Origin of the sequence: Mesorhizobium sp. M4B.F.Ca.ET.089.01.1.1 (assembly GCF_004022605.1) — a bacterium.
Taxonomy (GTDB): domain Bacteria; phylum Pseudomonadota; class Alphaproteobacteria; order Rhizobiales; family Rhizobiaceae; genus Mesorhizobium; species Mesorhizobium abyssinicae.
On sequence record NZ_RZOS01001361.1, the window covers coordinates 1 to 481 of the forward strand.

The window sequence follows — 481 nt, forward strand, 5'->3', positions numbered from 1 at the left end:
AGTATGATTCGCGTGCGACGCAGTGGTTCGTCGTCTCCGACATTGGGCTCTCCACCTATACCGGCCAGGACGGGCTGAACGTCTTTGCCCGCTCGCTTGGAAGCGCCAAGCCGATCGCCGGCGCCGAACTGACGCTGCTCGCGCGCAACAACGAGATCCTCGGCACCGCCACCACCGACGCCGAGGGCCGCGCCGTCTTCAATCCCGGCCTCACGCGCGGTGAAGGCGGCATGGTGCCGGCCGTGCTGATGGCCAAGCAGGGCGACAACGACTTCGTCTTCCTCGACATGGGCCGGGCCGGCTTCGACCTGTCCGACCGTGGCGTCACCGGACGTCCGGCGCCCGGCGCGCTCGACGTCTATGCCTGGACCGAGCGCGGCATCTACCGCGTCGGCGAGGACGTGCATGTCGCGGCCCTTGCCCGCGACGGCGCCGCCAAGGCGGTCGAGAACCTGCCGCTGACCTTCATCTTCACCCGCCC

1 protein-coding gene is annotated in these 481 nt (G+C 69.2%); it reads left to right on the plus strand.

What is annotated here, in order from left to right; all coding sequences use genetic code 11:
• The coding region (locus EN780_RS37535) for an MG2 domain-containing protein (protein WP_133373014.1) at nt 1-481 on the plus strand (481 nt) is incomplete at both ends.